The 15,917-nt window shown below is 74.5% G+C and carries 15 protein-coding genes; 11 read left to right on the top strand and 4 right to left on the bottom strand.

Going from position 1 to position 15,917, the window contains the following annotated elements; genetic code table 11:
* Positions 1–148 precede the first annotated feature (148 nt).
* The 4 genes from AUV08_RS00275 to AUV08_RS00290 are packed head-to-tail and all read right to left on the bottom strand — an operon-like array spanning position 149 to position 4,438.
* Positions 149–844: a nucleoside triphosphate pyrophosphatase gene (locus AUV08_RS00275; protein ID WP_061867395.1), complete on the bottom strand. Its 696-nt coding sequence runs from the start codon at positions 842–844 to the stop codon at positions 149–151.
* Positions 841–2,529 (bottom strand): DUF885 domain-containing protein, encoded by a 1,689-nt coding sequence (locus AUV08_RS00280; RefSeq protein WP_061873028.1) that lies wholly within the window; start codon positions 2,527–2,529, stop codon positions 841–843. The genes AUV08_RS00275 and AUV08_RS00280 overlap by 4 nt, the downstream gene beginning before the upstream one ends.
* Before the next feature lie 35 nt (positions 2,530–2,564).
* Positions 2,565–2,858: a hypothetical protein gene (locus AUV08_RS00285; protein WP_084776561.1), complete on the bottom strand. Its 294-nt coding sequence runs from the start codon at positions 2,856–2,858 to the stop codon at positions 2,565–2,567.
* A complete protein-coding gene (locus tag AUV08_RS00290) occupies positions 2,855–4,438 on the bottom strand; it encodes an acyl-CoA carboxylase subunit beta (protein WP_020625510.1) in 1,584 nt (527 codons plus the stop codon). Before AUV08_RS00290 ends, AUV08_RS00285 begins: the two co-directional genes overlap by 4 nt.
* A gap of 189 nt (positions 4,439–4,627) precedes the next feature.
* On the opposite strand from AUV08_RS00290, the gene AUV08_RS00295 reads away from it, so the two are divergent.
* The 11 genes from AUV08_RS00295 to gatB all read left to right on the top strand — a co-directional run bounded on the left by AUV08_RS00295 (position 4,628) and on the right by gatB (position 15,904).
* Positions 4,628–5,464 carry a biotin--[acetyl-CoA-carboxylase] ligase gene (locus tag AUV08_RS00295; protein WP_061867392.1) on the top strand — a complete coding sequence of 279 codons (837 nt, stop codon included), beginning with the start codon at positions 4,628–4,630 and terminating at the stop codon, positions 5,462–5,464.
* A gap of 30 nt (positions 5,465–5,494) precedes the next feature.
* The gene (locus tag AUV08_RS00300; protein ID WP_061867448.1) at positions 5,495–6,022 is read left to right on the top strand and encodes a PH domain-containing protein; all 528 of its coding nucleotides are present in this window, start codon (positions 5,495–5,497) and stop codon (positions 6,020–6,022) included.
* Complete coding sequence (locus AUV08_RS00305; protein WP_061867391.1) at positions 6,019–7,158, top strand: adenylate/guanylate cyclase domain-containing protein; 1,140 nt, start codon at positions 6,019–6,021, stop codon at positions 7,156–7,158. The genes AUV08_RS00300 and AUV08_RS00305 overlap by 4 nt, the downstream gene beginning before the upstream one ends.
* Positions 7,159–7,169: 11 nt before the next feature.
* Positions 7,170–7,928, top strand: a complete 759-nt coding sequence (locus tag AUV08_RS00310) for a PP2C family serine/threonine-protein phosphatase (RefSeq protein ID WP_061867390.1) — start codon at positions 7,170–7,172, stop codon at positions 7,926–7,928.
* A gap of 40 nt (positions 7,929–7,968) precedes the next feature.
* Positions 7,969–10,362, top strand: a complete 2,394-nt coding sequence (ligA, locus tag AUV08_RS00315) for an NAD-dependent DNA ligase LigA (protein WP_061867389.1) — start codon at positions 7,969–7,971, stop codon at positions 10,360–10,362.
* The gene (locus AUV08_RS00320) at positions 10,359–11,276 is read left to right on the top strand and encodes an inositol monophosphatase family protein (protein ID WP_061867388.1); all 918 of its coding nucleotides are present in this window, start codon (positions 10,359–10,361) and stop codon (positions 11,274–11,276) included. The genes ligA and AUV08_RS00320 overlap by 4 nt, the downstream gene beginning before the upstream one ends.
* A complete protein-coding gene (locus AUV08_RS00325) occupies positions 11,273–11,755 on the top strand; it encodes a hypothetical protein (RefSeq protein WP_061867387.1) in 483 nt (160 codons plus the stop codon). Before AUV08_RS00320 ends, AUV08_RS00325 begins: the two co-directional genes overlap by 4 nt.
* Positions 11,752–12,276 carry a GNAT family N-acetyltransferase gene (locus AUV08_RS00330; protein ID WP_061867386.1) on the top strand — a complete coding sequence of 175 codons (525 nt, stop codon included), beginning with the start codon at positions 11,752–11,754 and terminating at the stop codon, positions 12,274–12,276. The genes AUV08_RS00325 and AUV08_RS00330 overlap by 4 nt, the downstream gene beginning before the upstream one ends.
* Before the next feature lie 204 nt (positions 12,277–12,480).
* Positions 12,481–12,777 carry an Asp-tRNA(Asn)/Glu-tRNA(Gln) amidotransferase subunit GatC gene (gene gatC / locus AUV08_RS00335; RefSeq protein WP_049146890.1) on the top strand — a complete coding sequence of 99 codons (297 nt, stop codon included), beginning with the start codon at positions 12,481–12,483 and terminating at the stop codon, positions 12,775–12,777.
* A gap of 8 nt (positions 12,778–12,785) precedes the next feature.
* Positions 12,786–14,402 (top strand): Asp-tRNA(Asn)/Glu-tRNA(Gln) amidotransferase subunit GatA, encoded by a 1,617-nt coding sequence (gatA, locus tag AUV08_RS00340; protein ID WP_197459303.1) that lies wholly within the window; start codon positions 12,786–12,788, stop codon positions 14,400–14,402.
* On the top strand, positions 14,399–15,904 hold the full coding sequence (gatB, locus tag AUV08_RS00345; RefSeq protein WP_061867384.1) for an Asp-tRNA(Asn)/Glu-tRNA(Gln) amidotransferase subunit GatB: 1,506 nt from the start codon (positions 14,399–14,401) through the stop codon (positions 15,902–15,904). The genes gatA and gatB overlap by 4 nt, the downstream gene beginning before the upstream one ends.
* Positions 15,905–15,917: the final 13 nt, after the last annotated feature.

Genomic DNA, 15,917 nt, shown 5'->3' on the forward strand with positions numbered 1-15,917 from the left:
GGACGATCACGGCTGGGGGTGCGGGCGCCACATCCGGGGTCGTGCCCCTCACCCGGTGGGGCGAAAGGCGCGGGACGGCGCCGACTCTGACCAGCACCCTACTCGTTGTGGCGGAACCCTCCGAGGCACGCGGCCCTGTCGCGCCGGATCAGCGCTGCGCGTTGGAGGGTTCCCACAACCGGGTGAAGTCCTGGCCCAGGGCCGCCGTGGCCCGCCGCAGCCACGCCACGGACAGGCCGATCACCGCGTTGGGGTCCCCGTCCACGCTGTCCACGAGGGCCGCGCCCGCGCCGTCCACCGTGAACGCGCCCGCGCAGTGCAGCGGCTCGCCCGTGGCCACGTAGGCCTGGATCTCGGCCTCGGTGACGGCGCCGAAGCGCACGACGGCGGACACCACGCCCGCCTCCGCGGCCACCCCGGACCCGACCCCGGGCTCCGGCAGCACCAGGCCCAGCCAGTGGCCCGAGTGCAGCACGCCCTCCCGGCCGGCCTGGGCCCGCCAGCGCTCGACGGCGACCTCGGGCTCGTAGGGCTTGCCGTGGGCGCGGCCCTCGAACTCGAACACGGAGTCGCAGCCGAGCACGAGCGTGGGGGCCTCGACGCCGGCGGCCGCCACACGGGCGGCCACGTCGCGGCCCTTGGCCTCCGCCAGCAGGCCCGCCAGCTCCGCCGGCGACGGGTCGCCCGCCGCGGCGCCCACGGCCGCCTCGTCCACTCCCGAGACGACGACGCGGAACGGCACCCGCGCCCGGGTCAGGACCTCCGCCCGGCCGGGGGAGGCCGAACCGAGCACCAGCCGCAGGCCCGTGCCGGGGCCGGCCGCGCCGTCGTCGTGCGGGATCACGCGAGCGCCTCCCGCAGGGTGTCCAGGCCCATGCCGCCCAGGCGCAGGGCCCGCGTGTGGAAGGCCTTGAGGTCGAAGTCGGCGCCCTCGGCCTGCTCGTGCTCGGCGCGGATCTGCTCCCAGATGCGCTGGCCCACCTTGTACGCCGGCGCCTGCCCCGGCCAGCCGAGGTACCGCGTGAACTCGAAGCGGCGCTGGCCCTCGGAGATCATCAGGTGCTTGGCCAGGAACGCGTAGCCCTTCTCCGGGGTCCACGCGCCGCCGCCCTCGGACTCGGGGGCGTCGAAGCCGCAGTGGTAGCCGATGTCGAACACCACGCGGGCCGCGCGCATGCGCTGCATGTCCAGCATGCCGAGGTGGTCGCCCGGGTCGTCGAGGAAGCCGAGCTCCTCCATGAGCTTCTCCGCGTACAGCGCCCAGCCCTCGCCGTGGCCGGACGTCCAGCAGAAGCTGCGGCGCCACAGGTTGAGGTTCTCCCGGTTCATCATGGCCGTGGCGATCTGCAGGTGATGGCCCGGCACGCCCTCGTGGTAGACCGTGGTGGTCTCCGCCCACGTGGTGAACTCGTCCTCGCCCGGGGGCACGGACCACCACATGCGGCCGGGCCGGGAGAAGTCGTCCGAGGGGCCGGTGTAGTAGATGCCGCCCTCCTGGGTGGGGGCGATCATGCACTCGAGCCGGTCCATCGGGGCCGGGATCTCGAAGTGCTCCTTCATGGCCTCGACCGCGTCGTCGGAGAGCCGCTGCATCCACGTGCGCAGGGCCTCGGTGCCCTTCAGGGTGCGCTCCGGGTCCGCGTCCAGGATCGCGCGCGCCTCCTCGATCGTGGCGCCCGGTCGGATGCGCTCGGCGTCCGCCTGCTGCGCGGCGATGATGCGGGCCAGCTCCTCCTGGCCCCAGCGGTAGGTCTCCTCGAGGTCGATCTCGGCGCCGAGGAAGACGCGGGAGGCCAGCCGGTAGTACTCGATCCCGACGCCGTCCGCCTCCGGGGCGTGCGGGCGCAGCTCGGCCTCGAGCGTGTCCGCGAAGTCGCGGTAGGCCTGCGCGGCGGTGTCCGCGCCGGAGCGGATGCGGGCGGCCAGGGCGCCGTCCACGACGTCGGCTGCCTCGGCCCGCTCGACCAGGCCCGGGAAGAACCCGCCCGCGGCGCCGTGGGCGCGGGCCTGCTCCACCACGATGTCCACCTGGCGCACCGCGGCCACGTGGCCGGCGTCGCGGGAGGCGAGCAGGGACTCCGTGTAGCCGCGCAGGGCGGCCGGCAGGTTCTCGAGGCGGCCGGCGATGTGGCCCCACTGCTCCGCGGTGTCCGTGGGCATGAGGTCGAAGACCGCGCGGATGCCCTGGGCAGGGGAGGCGATGTTGTTCAGCTCGGTGCGGCCGGTCGCGTGGATCTCGCGCTCGAGGCCGATGCGCTCCTGCATAGCCGCCTTCGTGACGCGGTCCGTCTCGTCCTGCGGCTCGAGCGCGGCCAAGTCCTCGAGCAGGCGGGCGTTGAGCTCGTCGTCGGCGCGGGCACCGGCGGGGGAGAAGTCCGTGTACTCGGTCTCTCGGCCCGGGAAGCCGAGCTCGGTGGCGGTGTCCGGATGCAGGGCGAGGAGGTCGGTCACGTAGCGCTCGGCGAGCGCGTCGATGGCGGACGGGGTGCGGGCGCCGTCGGCGGCGGCCTCGGAGGTGTGCTGGGTCATACCGGCACTCTAGGCGCTGGCGCCCGCGTCCCGGCTCACTGCGGGCCCGCGCCCTGACGCCACTGACCGCGGCCGGGCCGGGCCCACAGGCCCAGGTCGCCGCGACGGCGGAGCGTGCGGTCCAGGGGGCGGGGGTCGGCGGCCTCGGCGGCGAGTCGGGCGGCTTCGGCACGGGCCGCGGCGGCCGCCTCGAGGACGGCGGCCAGCGCGGCCATCTCCTCCGGCTCCAACTCCGGGCCGTTGAGCTGCAGCGGGTCGGCCGACGCCGGCGTGGCCTGCGTGGACGCGTCGTTCTCGTCCGGGGCGCCCGGACCCAGCGGGGCGCTCACAGCGGCATGTTCCCGTGCTTCTTGGCGGGGCGGGCCTCGCGCTTGTGCAGGGTGGCGCGCAGGGCGCGGATGAGCTGGCCGCGGGTGGCGTGCGGGGGCACCACGGCGTCCACGTAGCCCAGCTCGGCGGCCTGGTACGGGTTGAGCAGCTCGGCCTCGTAGTCGGCCACGATCTCGGCCCGGCGCGCATCGACGTCGCCGCCCGCCTCCGCCGTCGCCTTCAGGTCGCGCCGGTACAGGATGTTCACGGCGCCCTGGGCGCCCATCACGCCGATCTGCGCGCTCGGCCAGGCCAGGTTCAGGTCGGCGCCGAGCTTCTTGGAGCCCATCACGATGTATGCGCCGCCGAAGGCCTTGCGCGTGATCACGGTCAGCTTCGGCACGGTGGCCTCGGCGTAGGCGTAGATCAGCTTGGCGCCGCGGCGGATGATGCCGTTGAACTCCTGGTCCGTGCCGGGCAGGAACCCGGGCACGTCCACGAGGGTGATGATCGGGATGTTGAACGCGTCGCAGAAGCGCACGAACCGCGCGGCCTTCTCCGAGGCGGCGATGTCCAGGGTGCCGGCGAACTGCAGCGGCTGGTTCGCGACGACGCCCACGCTCATGCCGTCCAGGCGGGCCAGTCCGGTGATCACGTTGGGCGCGTACAGCTCCTGCAGCTGCAGCAGGTGGCCCTCGTCCACGATCGAGGCGATGACCTCGAGCATGTCGTAGGGCTGGTTGGCGGAGTCCGGGATGATCTCGTCCAGGGCGAGGTCCTCGTCCGTGGGCTCCGGGTCCGCGGCCTCGAAGGTCGGGGCCTCTGCGAGGTTGTTGGAGGGCAGCAGCTCGAGCAGCTCCTGCACGTAGGCGATCGCGTCCTCCTCCGAGGAGGCCATGTAGTGGGCGGTGCCGGAGGTGGCGTTGTGCGAGCGGGCGCCGCCGAGGGTCTCCATGTCCACGTCCTCGCCCGTGACGGTCTTGATCACGTCCGGGCCGGTGATGAACATGTGCGAGGTCCGGTCCACCATCACCACGACGTCCGTCAGGGCCGGCGAATAGGCCGCGCCGCCGGCGGAGGGGCCCATGATCAGCGAGATCTGCGGGATCATGCCCGAGGCCAGGACGTTGTTCCGGAAGATGTCCGCGAACTGGGCGAGGGAGGCCACGCCCTCCTGGATGCGCGCGCCGCCGCCGTCGAGGATGCCGATCACGGGGCAGCCGTTGCGCGCGGCGAACTCCTGGACCTTCACGATCTTCTGCCCGTTGCGCTCGGACAGCGAGCCGCCGAACACGGTGAAGTCCTGCGAGTAGACGGCCACCTGGCGCCCGTCCACGGTGCCGAAGCCGGACACCAGGCCGTCGCCGGCCGGATGCTTGGCGTCCATGCCGAACGCGGTGGTGCGGTGCACGGCCAGCGCGTCCAGCTCCACGAAGGAGCCCTCGTCCAGGAGGAGGTCGATCCGCTCGCGCGCGGTGTGCTTGCCGCGAGCGTGCTGGCGCTCGACGGCGTCCGGGCCGCCGGGCGCGGCCGTCGCCTCGAGCCGCCGATGCAGGTCGGCCAGCCGGCCGGCCGTGGTGGTCAGGTCGGGATCGGTCACACGTCCTCCTTGTGGTGGTCCGCCAGATGCGGAGGCTCAGTCGGCCAGTGTACGGGCCACCGCGGACGCCCACGGTTGGAGGAAGCCCACAAACGGCGAGGACGTCGGCCCGGACTGCCCGTCCGCGCGCCCCGGCGGCGGATCGGCCCGCCCAGCCCGCCCCCGGGAACGCCGTGTATATCTAGGGGCATGCAGCCCGACGACGCCCCCACACCGGATCTGACCTGGCTGGACTCCGCCGGCTCCACGCAGGATGAGCTCCTCGCACGGTTGGACCGCGAGGGGCACCGGCACGGTGCGGCCGTGGCCACCGCGGACCAGCGGGCCGGCCGGGGTCGGCACTCCCGCGTGTGGAGCGCCGCGCCGGGGGCGGCGCTCGCCCTGTCCGTGTACCTGCGTCCCGAGTCCGGCGGGGTGCCGGTCTCTCCGGCCCACCTGAGCTGGCTCTCGCTCGTCGCCTCCGCCACGGTCGCCGAGCGCCTCGCGGCCCGGGGCGTCCCGACGCACGTGAAGTGGCCGAACGACGTGCTCGCCACGGACGGGCGCAAGCTGTGCGGCGTGCTGGCCACGGTGGCGCTGTCCTCGGACGGCAAGGGGCCCGGCGTCGTCGTCGGGATGGGCGTGAACCTGGACCACCGCGGGGCCGCCCCGGTGGACACCGCCTCGGACCTGGCGGAGTGGATCGGCGCGGACGCCGTGCCCGCGCCCCGGGACCTCGCGGTCGAGCTGCGTGACGCCGTCGTGGCGGCCGTGGACCGCTTCGCGGCGGGCGTGGCGGGGCAGACGGCGGCCGTGGACGGGCGTCACCCGGCCGTGGCGGCCGTGGCGGACCGGCTCTCCACGCTGGGCCGCGCGGTGCGCGCCGAGCTGCCCGGCGGCGGCGTGCTGGAGGGCACGGCCGTGGGCCTCGGCCCCGGCGGCACCCTGCGCGTGAGGCACGTCACACCGGATCATGGCACAATCGAGACCGAGGTCAGTGCGGGGGACGTGGCCCACCTGCGCGGAGACGTCCATCGCGGCGCATGACACACCCGTCCCGGCCAGGAGGTGACCGCCGTGCGGCTCGAGCCCGGTGAGCAGGTGATGGTGCGCACCCGCACCCACCCGCGCGCGCTGCTGCGCCCCGCCGCGGTCCTCGTGGCCGTCGCGTTCCTGCTCGGCCTGGCCGTCGGCGTGCTCGCACGCCCCGACCTGCCCGGGCTCGTCGCCGCGAACCGCGCCGTGCTCGAGGCGGCCGCGTGGGTGGTCGCGGCGCTCGTCCTGCTCCCCGGCACCGTCCGCCCGCTGTGGCGCTGGGTCTTCCGGCGCACCGTGCTCACCGACCGCCGCATCCTCCAGGGCGCCGGCATCGGCGGCTCCGGTGCCGCCATGCCGCTCGTGTCCATCGCGGACGTGCAGCGGCGCCGCCGCGGCTCGGGTGCCGGAGACCTGCACATCCTCTTCCAGAAGCCCGCCCGCCAGGTCCACTGGCGGCTGCGCGACGTCCCCGAGGCCGCGCGCTTCGAGGAGGCCCTGGCCCACCTCACCCGCCAGGCCCGCACCGCGACCTGGCCCGCCCCCGTCCCGACAGGAGACCTCCGATGAGCCGTCGGGAGACACCGGACACCGCACCGCTGCCGATCGTCCCGCCGGCCGAGGACGAGACCGCCCGCGGCGCCCAGGAGCGGTCCGCCGAGCCCGCCGGCTGGACGAGCGCGATGCGCACGCTCGACGCCGGCCTGGTGGTGGGCCCGCGCGCCTACACCTCGCGGGAGGTGGCGCAGCGCCTCGGCGTCTCGATGGCCTCCGCCCGGAAGATCTGGCGTGCGCTGGGCTATCCGACGTCGCCGGAGGGGCACAAGGCCTTCACCGAGGCGGACATCGAGGCGTTCGAGTCCGTGCTCACGCTCGTACGCTCGGGGACGCTGAACGAGGACACCGCCATCTCGCTGGCCCGCTCGATCGGGCAGATGACGGACCGCATGGTGGTGTGGCAGATCGAGGCGCTCGTGGAGGACAAGATCGCCTCCGAGGGCCTGACGGACCCGGAGGCACGGCGGGCCGTCGTCGACATGCTCCCGGACATGGTCGGACCGCTCGAGAAGGCCATGCGGATCGTCTATCGGCGCCAGCTCAACCGCGCCGTCCAGCGCCTGACCGTGCGCGTGGAGGCCGGGCTGGCGGCCAGCGCCCAGGGCCGCGACGGCTCCGAGTCGGATGCGCCGCTGCCGCTGGCCCGCGCCGTCGGCTTCGCGGACATGGTCTCCTACACGACGCTCTCCCGGACCATGGACGACCGGACGCTGGCCCGCATGGTGCTGCGCTTCGAGTCCCTCGCCGCGGAGACCATCTCGGCCGGCGGCGGCTGGCTCGTGAAGACCATCGGCGACGAGGTCATGTTCAACGCCGAGACCCCCGAGGCCGGCGCCGCGATCGCGCTCTCCCTGGCCGAGACCATCGCCGCGGACGAGGAGCTGCCCTCGGCGCGCGTTGCCCTGACATGGGGACGGGTGCTCTCCCGCATGGGGGACATCTACGGGCCCACCGTGAACCTCGCCGCGCGGCTGACGTCCCTGGCCGATCCGGGTACCGTGCTCGTGGACGCCATGACCGCTGCGGCCCTGTCCCGGGACGAGCGCTTCGTGCTCGTCCCGCAGCCGCCCAGGATCGTCCGCGGGTTCGGAGAGGTCCGCCCCTCCCTGCTCTTGGACGGGTCGGCCCAGACCCTGCTCGCCGACTGATCGAGGACCCCGTGGACCCCCGCCCCGAGACCCCGTCCGCGCCGCGGCCCCAGGCCGCGGGCGCCACCCACGTGGGCGCCGTCCGCGACCTGAACGAGGACGCGTGGACCCTCGTCGGGGAGCCGCTGGTGCTCGCCGCCGTGGCCGACGGCATGGGCGGGCACGAGGCCGGCGAGGTGGCCTCGGCCGCCGCGATCGAGGCCCTGCGCCGCCGCGCCCCCGAGGTGCTCGCCCCGGGCACGGCCCACACGCCCCAGGAGCTCGGCCACCTGATCCACGAGGCGGACGCCGCCGTCGTCGAGGCCGGGCTGGGGCGCTCCGGCACCACTCTGACCGTCCTGGCCTGCCTGGACACGGAGCGCGGCCGCTGGGCCGTGGCGAACGTCGGCGACTCCCGGGTGTACCTGCGGCCTGTCGGCTCGCCGGTGCTCCAGCAGCTCACGGTGGACCACTCGGCGGTCCAGATGCTCGTCGACGCGGGGGAGCTCACCCCCGCCGAGGCCCGCGTCCACCCGCGCCGCAACGTCATCACCCGCGCGCTCGGCTCGCGCGAGGCGCTCACGGTGGACGTGGCCGAGATCCCCCTCGCCTCCGGGGACCTCGTCCTGCTGTGCAGCGACGGCCTGACCGGCGAGCTGCTGGACGAGGAGATCCGCGCGCTGATCGACGACGCCGACACCCTCGAGGACGCCCTCGAGAAGCTCATCGGCGCCGCCCTGTGGCGCGGCGGCCGGGACAACGTCACGGCGGTGCTCGTGCGCATCCCCTGACCCGGGTGCGCCGTCCGGGACGCCGACTACGCTGGGCCGGGTGAGCACCCCCAAGGAATCCGCCGCCCAGCCCGATCCGCAGGACATCCCCGCCGCGGACCTGCGGGAGGAGTACGAGGACCTCGTGGAGCGGGTCCGCGCCGCCCGGACCGCCTACTACCAGCGGGACGCCCCGGAGATCTCGGACGCCGAGTACGACGCGCTGTACCGCCGTCTCGAGGACCTCGAGGCCCTGCACCCCGAGCTCGTGTCCAACGACTCGCCCACCCAGGAGGTCGGCGGCGAGGTCTCGGAGGCGTTCGCCCCCGTCCGGCACGGGGCCCGCATGTACTCGCTCGAGGACCTGTTCTCCGTCGAGGAGCTCGAGGTCTGGTTCCGCCGCGCGGCGCAGGCCCTGACGCAGGTGCGGCCGGGCGTGGCGCCCCGCTGGCTCGTGGAGGTGAAGATCGACGGGCTCGCCGTCGCCCTGCGCTACCGGGACGGGCGGCTCGTGCAGGCCGCCACCCGCGGCGACGGCGTCACGGGCGAGGACGTCACCGCCAACGTGCGCACCATCGGGGACATCCCGCACGAGCTCTCCGGCGAGGGCTGGCCCGCCGAGTTCGAGGTGCGCGGCGAGGTGTTCATGTCCTCCGCCGCCTTCGCCGAGCTCAACGCGCGCCGTGCGGAGGAGGGCCAGACGCCGTTCGCGAACCCACGCAACGCCGCCGCCGGCGCCCTGCGTCAGAAGGACCCCGCGGTCACCGCGCAACGCCCGCTGGCCATGTTCGTGCACGGCATCGGCTCGGTCGAGGCGTTCGGGCTGGAGTCCCAGCACGAGGTGTACGACGCGCTCGCGGGCTGGGGCCTGCCCGTGAGCCCCTACACCCGCCGGGTGGAGGGCGCGGACGAGGAGGCGGTGGCCGCCGTCGTCGCGGTGATCGAGGAGTACGGCCGGCGTCGGCACGAGCTGATCCACGAGATCGACGGCATCGTGCTGAAGGCGGACGCGTTCGCGGACCAGCGCTACCTCGGCCACACCTCCCGCGTGCCCCGCTGGGCCGCGGCGTACAAGTACCCGCCGGAGGAGGTGCACACGCTGCTGCGGGACATCGCGGTCTCGGTGGGCCGCACCGGGCGGGTGACCCCGTTCGCGGTGATGGAGCCGGTCACCGTGGCCGGGTCCACCGTCTCCCTGGCCACCCTGCACAACCAGGACGTGGTCAAGGCCAAGGGCGTGCTGATCGGGGACACCGTGGTGGTGCGCAAGGCCGGGGACGTGATCCCCGAGGTCGTGGGCCCCGTGCTGCCGCTGCGCGAGAAGGCGATCGAGGCGGGCCGGGAGCTGCGCGAGTTCGTCATGCCCGCGCACTGCCCGTCATGCGGCACGCCGCTGGCCCCCGCCAAGGAGGGGGACGTGGACCTGCGCTGCCCCAACGCCCGCTCCTGCCCGGCCCAGCTGGCCGGCCGCGTCGAGCACCTGGCCAGCCGCGGCGCCTTCGACGTGGAGGCGCTCGGCGAGGAGGCCGCCCGCTGGCTCGTCCAGGGCCCCGGCGAGGACCCGGCCGAGCACGAGGGGCACGTGCGGCCCGAGGGCCCGGGCCCCATCACGGCGGAGGCGCAGATCTTCGACCTCGCCTCCGGCACGCCGGAGGAGATCACGGGCCCCCGGGGCGAGGACGGGTTGACGGACCTGCAGCGCTCCCTCGGCGCGGTGCGCGTGTGGCGCGAGGGCCGCACGAAGGTGGACGGCCGCCTGGTGCCCTCGGGCGTGTTCACGCTCAAGCCGTACTTCTTCACCGCCGGCACCGCGAAGAGGCCGTCCGCGCCCACGGCCAACACGCTGCGCCTGTTCGACGAGCTCGAGAAGGCCAAGTCCCAGCCGCTGTGGCGCACCCTCGTGGCGCTGTCCATCCGGCACGTGGGCCCGACGGCGGCCCGCTCGCTGGCCACGGCGTTCGGCTCGATGGCGGCGCTGCGCGCGGCGGCCGAGGCCGGCGACCGGGACCGGCTGGCCGAGATCGACGGCGTCGGCCCGATCATCGCGGACGCGCTCATCGAGTGGTTCGCCGAGGACTGGCACCGGGAGATCGTGGACCGGTGGGCCGCGGCGGGCGTGGTCATGGAGGACGAGCAGGACGAGTCCACCCCGCGCACGCTCGAGGGCATGACCGTGGTGGTCACCGGCTCGCTCGAGGGCTTCTCCCGCGACTCCGCGAAGGAGGCGATCCTCGTGCGCGGCGGCAAGGCCTCCGGGTCCGTGTCCAAGAAGACCGACTTCCTCGTGGCCGGCGAGGCCGCCGGCTCCAAACTGGACAAGGCGCAGTCCCTCGGCGTGCCCGTGCTGGACGAGGCCGGGTTCACGGCGCTGCTGGCCGGCGGCCCGGACGCCGTGCGCCCGGCGGACACGGACGACGCCACCGACGACGCCGCAGACGGGGAGGCCTCGGCATGAGCGCGCGCATCACGGTCCCGGGCCTGCTCGTGGTCGCCAAGGCCGCCGCGCGCGCCGGCGCGGACGTCCTGGCCCGGCGCTGGACCGGTCACCATCCGGCCGTCCCGCTGGGCATCGAGGAGATCGGCGCGGAGACGAAGTCCTCCGGCTCCGACTGGGTCACCGACTACGACCGCCGCGCCGAGCAGGCCGTCCGGGAGGTCATCGCCGGCTACCGCCCCTCGGACGAGATCACCGGCGAGGAGTACGGCGCCACCCACCCGGCCGAGCCGTCCGGGTACCGCTGGTCCATCGACCCGCTGGACGGCACCACCAACTTCGTGCGCGGCCTGCCGCAGTTCTGCACCTCGGTGGCCGTCACCGGCCCGGTGGACGCCGAGACCGCCGATCTGCTGGGGGTGGCCGAGGGCACCGAACGCTGGCTGGCCGGCGTCGTGGCGGCGCCCGCGCTGGGGCGCACCTGGTTCGCGAGCGCGGGCCGGGGCGCCTTCAGCACCGCGGACGCGACGACGGCGGGCGTGGACGTGCCCGACCGGGATGCCGCCCCCGTGCGACTCACCGGCCCCGTGCCGGGGCGCTCGGGGCGGCTGCTCGCCACCGGCTTCGGCTACGACCCCGCTCGCCGGGCCCTGCAGGTGCGCGCGCTCGCGGCCCTGCTGCCCGCGTTCGGGGACGTGCGGCGGATCGGCTCGGCGGCGCTGGACCTGTGCATGGTCGCGGACGGCACCCTGGACGCCTACGCCGAGTTCGGCACGCAGGAGTACGACTGGGCCGCCGGCGCGCTGGTGGCGGAGGAGGCCGGCGTCGCGGTGACGCGGCCCGCCTCGGCGGACGGCACGGCCCATCCCGACTGGATGGTGGCCGGCGACGTGGACGCGGCCGCCCTGGTCGCCGTGACGGGGGAGACGGCATGAGGCGGATCGTCGGCGACCCGTGGTTCTACCCGGTCCTGTTCGTGGCCGGCGGCCTGACGTTCATGATCGCGGGGACGCGCCTGCAACAGGTCGGCATGATCGTGGCCGGGCTCGTCCTGGCCGGCTACGCGGTCACGTACCGGTGGGCGGTGCGGGTCCGCTCGCGGCCGTTCGCCGGCGCGCAGGCGCACGTCGAGGGCGGCGGCGTCGTCGTGTTCTGGCGGCCGGGCTGCTCGTTCACGAGGCGGCTGGTCAAGGAACCGACGGCGCAGGAGCGGGAGCGCGCCTACTGGGTGAACATCTGGCAGGAGCCGGCGGCCGCGACGTTCCTCGAGGGGCTGCACGAGGCGCGCGACGGCCACCCCCACCAGGCCGTGCCCACCGCCTGGCTGCGTCGGCGCGACTACGTCGTGGCCACGGACGCGACCCGCGCCCGCCTGAAGGACACGCTGCGCCAGCGCGCCGGAGGTGACGCATGAGCGCCCTCGTCCGCCCGCTGCGCCCCGAGGACCACGAGGCGGTCGCCGAACTCACCCTGGCGTCCTATGTCGACGGCGGCCACATCGCCCCCGACGACGCCTACGTGAAGACCCTCAGGGACGTGGCCGACCGGGCCGGCCGCGCGGAGGTGCTCGTGGCCGAGGTCGACGGCGAGGTGGCCGGGTCCGTGGTGCTCACCCCGCCCGGCTCGCCCCTGGCCGAGACCTCCGGCGACGGGGAGTACGAGTTCCGCATGCTCGCCGTGCACCCGCGGTTCCACCGCCGCGGGGTGGGCGGCGCCCTGCTGGCCGAGATCGTGGCGCGGGCCCGCGCCGAGGAGGGCGTGGACGCCGTCGTGCTGACCACCATGCCCTCCATGACTGACGCCCACCGCATGTACGAGCGCGCCGGCTTCGTGCGCGTCCCCGAGCGGGACTGGCTCCTCGCGGACGTGGTGCCGGACCTCGACCCGGCCGACGAGACCGGCCCGTTCCTCGTCTACCGGCTCGCGCTGGACTGACCCCGGGCGGGAGATCGGCGCCGGGACCCCATTCGGGGCGGGAAATCCCTGTCATGCGGGCCCGGAGCGCCGCGGTGGGGTGGATCTCCCGCCTCGAAGCGGTGGCGGCGGCCGGGCAGGCCCCGGCACTAGACTCGATTCCGATGTGGCCGCCGCCGCGCCGGCGTCGTCCACCCCGCCCCGACCCGTCACACGAGGAGATCCATGCCTGAGATCACCCGGGATCAGGTGGAGCATCTGGCTCGCCTGGCCCACATCCGGATGACCGACGAGGAGCTGGACACGATGTCCGGCGACCTGGAGAAGATCCTGGAGCACGTCTCCGCGGTCCAGGCCGCCGCGGGCGACGACGTGACGCCGACGTCCCACCCCATCGCGTTGCAGAACGTGTTCCGCGAGGACGTGCCCGCCGGCATGCTCACGCAGGAGGAGGCCCTCGACCAGGCGCCGGACTCCGAGGACGGCCAGTTCAAGGTCCCCGCCATCCTGGACGGAGAGTGATCACCCCCATGACCGAGACGTTCGACGTGAACGCGACCCTCGGCGCCGACGAGCTCGTCCGGCTCACCGCGCTGCAGATGGCCGAGCGCCTGCGCGCCGGCACCACCACCTCCGTGGAGCTCGTCCAGGCCCACCTGGACCGCATCGCGGCCCACGACGGCGACGTGCGCGCCGACGCCGACGGCGACCGCGGCGTGCGCGCCTACCTCCACGTGAACACGGACGAGGCCCTCGCCGTCGCCGCCGAGGTGGACGCGATCCGCGCCGCCGGCGGCCCCGAGGCCGATGCCCTGCACCCGCTGGCCGGCGTGCCCGTGGCCGTGAAGGACAACATCGTCACGCGCGGCCAGCCGACCACGGCCGCCTCCCGCATGCTCGAGGGCTGGCTCAGCCCGTACGACGCCACGGTGGTGGCGCGCCTCCGCGAGGCCCGCCTGCCGATCCTCGGCAAGACCAACCTCGACGAGTTCGCGATGGGCGGTTCCACCGAGCACTCCGCGTTCGGCGTCACCCGCAACCCGTGGGACGGGGACCGCGTGCCCGGCGGCTCGGGCGGCGGGTCGGCGGCCGCCGTGGCCGCCTTCCTGGCCCCCTTCGCCCTCGGCTCGGACACCGGCGGCTCCGTGCGCGAGCCCGCCGCGTTCACCGGCACGGTCGGCGTGAAGCCCACCTACGGCGCCGTGTCCCGGTACGGCCTGATCGCGATGGCCTCCTCGCTGGACCAGATCGGCCCCGCCGCCCGCACCGTGGCCGACGCCGCGGCGCTGCAGCAGGTCATCGGCGGCCACGACCCGCAGGACTCCACGTCCCTGGCCGACGCGCCGGCGGACCTGACCGCCGCGGCCCGCGGCCGCGACCTGGCGGGGCTGCGCGTCGGCGTCGTGACGGACCTGCCGGCGGACGCGTTCCACCCCGGCATCCGGGCCGGCTTCGACGAGCACGTCGCCGCCCTGCGGGAGGCCGGCGCGGAGATCGTGGAGGTCTCCTGCCCGAGCTTCGACGCCGCCCTCGGCGCGTACTACCTGATCATGCCCTCGGAGGCCTCCTCCAACCTGGCCCGCTTCGACGGCGTCCGCTACGGCCACCGCGTGGTGCCCGACGGCGGCGGCACGATCGAGCAGGTCATGGGCGCCACTCGCGCCGCCGGCTTCGGCGCCGAGGTCAAGCGCCGCATCATCCTGGGCACCTACGCGCTGTCCGCCGGCTACTACGACGCCTACTACGGCTCCGCGCAGAAGGTCCGCACGCTCGTGCAGGAGGACTTCGCCCGCGCCTTCGAGCAGGTGGACGTCATCCTCACGCCCACCGCGCCGACCCCGGCGTTCGAGCTGGGCGCCAAGACGGACGACCCGATGACCATGTACGTCAACGACCTGGCCACCATCCCGGCCAACCTCGCCGGCATCCCGGGCATGTCCGTGCCGGGCGGCGTCGTCGACGGGCTGCCCTACGGCCTGCAGCTGATGGCGCCGGCGCGCCAGGACGCCCGCCTGTACGAGGCGGGCGCCGCGCTCGAACGCCTCGTGGCCCAGCGCCGGGGCGGGCCGGTGTGGGCCGAGGCCCCCGAGCTGGAGAAGGGCGCACAGCGCGCCACCACCGCGACCACGGCAGGAGGCCGGGCATGAGCCACGCAGAGCAGACCATGGACTTCGCGGAGGCGATGGAGCGCTTCGACCCGGTGCTGGGCTTCGAGGTGCACGTGGAGCTGAACACGGCCACGAAGATCTTCTCCTCGGCGCCCAACGCGTTCGGCGACGAGCCGAACACCAACGTGACCCCGCTCGACCTCGGCCTGCCCGGCACCCTGCCGGTGCTCAACCGTGAGGTCGTGGAGTACGCGATCCGCCTGGGCGTGGCCCTGGACGCGCAGGTCGCCGAGACCTGCCGGTTCGCGCGGAAGAACTACTTCTACCCGGACACGCCGAAGAACTTCCAGACGTCCCAGTACGACGAGCCGATCGTCTTCGACGGCCACCTGGACGTCGAGCTGGAGGACGGTGAGGTCTTCCGCGTGGAGATCGAGCGCGCGCACCTCGAGGACGACGCCGGCAAGCTCACCCACGTGGGCGGCTCCGGGCGGATCCAGGGCGCCTCCGCGTCCCTCGTCGACTACAACCGTGCGGGCGTGCCGCTCATCGAGATCGTCACCAAGCCGATCGTCGGCGCCGGCGCGCGGGCCCCCGAGCTGGCCCGCGCCTACGTCACCGCGATCCGGGATATCGTGCAGGCCATCGACATCTCCGACGCGCGGATGGAGCGCGGCAACGTCCGCTGCGACGCGAACGTCTCGCTGATGCCCAAGGGCGCCACCGAGTTCGGCACCCGCACCGAGACGAAGAACGTGAACTCCACGCGCGCCGTGCAGCACGCGGTCACCCACGAGATCCAGCGGCAGGCCGCGGTGCTCGCCGCGGGCGGCACCGTGACGCAGGAGACCCGCCACTGGCACGAGGACACCCGCAGCACCACCTCGGGCCGCCCGAAGTCGGACGCGGACGACTACCGGTACTTCCCCGAGCCGGACCTCGTGCCTGTGCACGTGGACGCCGCGTGGGTCGAGCGCGTGCGCGCGGCCATGCCCGAGCTTCCGGCCGTGCGGAACAAGCGGCTCAAGGCCGAGTGGGGCTTCTCGGACGAGGAGTTCCGCGACGTCGTCAACGCCGGCGTCCTGGACGAGATCGTCGCGACCGTGGAGGCCGGCGCCTCCGCGGCGGCCGCCCGCAAGTGGTGGATGGGCGAGATCGCCCGCCTGGCGAACGCCCGTGAGGTCGCCGTCGCCGAGCTGGGGATCACCCCGGCGCACGTGGTGGAGGTCGAGGAGCTGATCGCCGCGAAGACGATCAACGACAAGATCGCCAAGCAGGTGCTCGGCCTGGTGGCCGACGGCGAGGGCGCCCCGAAGGATGTCGTCTCGGCGAAGGGCCTGGCCGTGGTGTCCGACGACGGCGCACTCACCGAGGCCGTCGACGCCGCGATCGCCGCCAACCCGGACGTGGCCGAGAAGATCAAGGGCGGCAAGATGGCCGCCGTCGGCGCCCTGATCGGCCCGGTCATGAAGGCCACCCGCGGGCAGGCCGACGCCGGCCGCGTCCGCGAGATCGTCCTGGAGCGCCTGGGCGTGTCCTGACGACCGCGCGGGC

This window comes from Micrococcus sp. CH7 (assembly GCF_001595485.1).
Taxonomy (GTDB): Bacteria; Actinomycetota; Actinomycetes; order Actinomycetales; family Micrococcaceae; genus Micrococcus; species Micrococcus luteus.